This is a genomic window from Frankia tisae (assembly GCF_025403405.1).
Classification (GTDB): Bacteria; Actinomycetota; Actinomycetes; order Frankiales; family Frankiaceae; genus Frankia; species Frankia tisai.
Window position 1 is genome coordinate 1 of sequence record NZ_JANEZT010000611.1, and the last position, 2,241, is coordinate 2,241.

The 2,241-nt window shown below is 75.2% G+C and carries 1 protein-coding gene and 1 other RNA gene; both read left to right on the forward strand.

Translation table 11 applies throughout. From position 1 onward, the window contains the following. The first annotated feature begins 26 nt into the window (after positions 1-26). Positions 27-123: signal recognition particle sRNA small type (ffs, locus tag NBZ85_RS30475), an RNA gene on the forward strand. Positions 124-161: 38 nt separating this feature from the next. Further along, a partial coding sequence (locus NBZ85_RS30480; RefSeq protein WP_261563356.1) for a DNA polymerase III subunit gamma and tau occupies positions 162-2,241 on the forward strand: 2,080 nt, incomplete at its 3' end.

The following is a 2,241-nucleotide window of genomic DNA, read 5'->3' on the forward strand; positions in this document are numbered from 1 at the left end:
ATAAGAGACAGGGGCTAGACTGCGGAGCAGACCCCTCGTGCGGCGTTACCCTCGTGAAACCCCCCAGGGCCGGAAGGCAGCAAGGGTAAGCGGGCTCTGGCGGGTGTGCGGGGGGTCCTCTCGTTTCGCCGATGGTCTCGTCGAGCACGCGGAGCAGGCCAGTGAGCACAGCGTTGTACAACCGGTACCGTCCCGCGACCTTCGCCCAGGTGGTCGGCCAGGAACACGTGACCGACGCGCTGCGCAAGGCCCTGCGCACCGGCCGGCTGCATCACGCCTACCTGTTCAGCGGGCCGCGGGGCTGCGGCAAGACGTCCTCGGCCCGGATCCTCGCCGCCTCGCTGAACTGCGAGCGGGGGCCCACCCCCGAGCCCTGCGGCGTGTGCGACGAGTGTGTCGGCATCCGCACCGGCGCCTCGATGGACGTCACCGAGATCGACGCCGCCTCCCACGGCCTCGTCGACGATGCCCGTGACCTGCGCGAACGGGCCTTCTTCGCCCCGGCGTCGGCCCGCTTCAAGGTCTTCGTGGTCGACGAGGCGCACATGGTGACGACCGCGGCGTTCAACGCCCTGCTGAAGGTCGTCGAGGAGCCGCCGCCGTACCTGAAGTTCGTCTTCGCCACGACCGAGCCGGACAAGGTCATCCCGACGATCCGGTCCCGCACCCACCACTACGCCTTCCGGCTCGTCCCGCCGGGTGTGCTGCGCACGCACCTGGCGTCGATCTGCGAGCAGGAGGGCGCCACCGTCGACCCGGCGGTGCTGCCGCTGGTCGTGCGGGCCGGGGCGGGATCGGTCCGGGACTCGCTGTCCGTTCTCGACCAGCTGCTCGCCGGGGCGGACGACGACGGCCTGCACTACGACCGCGCCGTGACCCTTCTCGGGATGACCGACGGGGTCCTGCTCGACGAGACCGTCGACGCGCTCGCGCAGCGCGACGGTGCCGCCCTGTTCACCGTCGTCGACAAGGTCGTCTCCGCCGGGCACGACCCGCGGCGTTTCGCCACCGACCTCCTCGACCGGTTCCGCGACCTGATCGTGATGGCCGCCGTCCCGGACGCCGACGCCCGCGGGCTGCTGGAGTCCTTCTCCCCCGACCAGATCGACCGGATGCGCGCGCAGGCCGCCGCGGTCGGCCCCGCGGAACTGTCGCGCACGGCCGATGTGCTGCACGGCGGCCTGGTCGAGATGCGGGGCACGACGAGCCCACGGCTGATGCTCGAGCTGATCCTCGCCCGTGCGCTGCTGCCCGCGGCCTCGGCGGACCCGGCGGCGCTGCTGACCCGGCTGGAACGGCTGGAGCGCCGTTCCGTGCTCGCCGCCCCCGACCCGGCTGCCGGTTACCCGGCGTCGGCGCCCGGGATCGGCTCGGGCCCGGTGGCGGCCAGTCCCCCGTTCCGCGGTGTCGATGGCCCGGCCGGCCCGGATCGCCCGGACGGCGCGGCGGGTCCCGTGCGGGAGTCGATGCCCACCCGCCCGGCGCCCGCTCTACCGGCGCGGGCTGCTGCGGCGCCCACGTCCCAGGGTCCGGCCGGCGGCTCGTGGAGTCCGGCCCCGGCGGCCGGCGGGATGAGCGCGGGTGTCCCGACCGGTGGTGCCGGCTTCGGGCCACCATCGGCAGGCGCCGGCTTCGGGCCACCACCAGGAGGCGGCGGCCCCGCGGCCAGGCAGGGCCGCGGGACTGGGCAGGGCGACGGGGCCGGGCAGGGCGGCGGGCGGATCGATGCCGCGGGCCTGCGGCTGCTGTGGGACGAGGTTCTCCTGCTCGCCGGCCGTCGCAGCCGTAAGACGCACGCGATCCTGAAGGACCACGCCGCCGTCGCCGATGTGCGCGGTGACGAGGTGATCCTGGCCTTCGCCAGCCCACCGATGGGGCGGATGTTCGGACAGGGCAACAACGCCGAGGTGTTCTGCACCGCGCTGGCGGAGAAGATCGGCGGGACCTGGCGGGTCAGCGTCGCGCCGGCGGGCGGCTCCGGCCCCGGCCGAGGCGGCGCCGGCCGGTCGGCCGGGGGACCGCCACCGCCCGGCGCTGGTTTCGGCGGCCAACCGGGATCCGGACCCGCCTGGACCGGCCCGGGTCAGCGCTTCGGCGGCGGTGCCCCGACCCCGATCCCGGCGGCGAGCGGCCGGCCCGGCGGGCCCGCGCCAGGGCAGCCCGCGCCAGGGCACTGGCAGGGGCCGGACGGCGGAGGCCACCCGGGCCAGCAAGGTCACTCGGGCTATGTGCCTGCCGGGG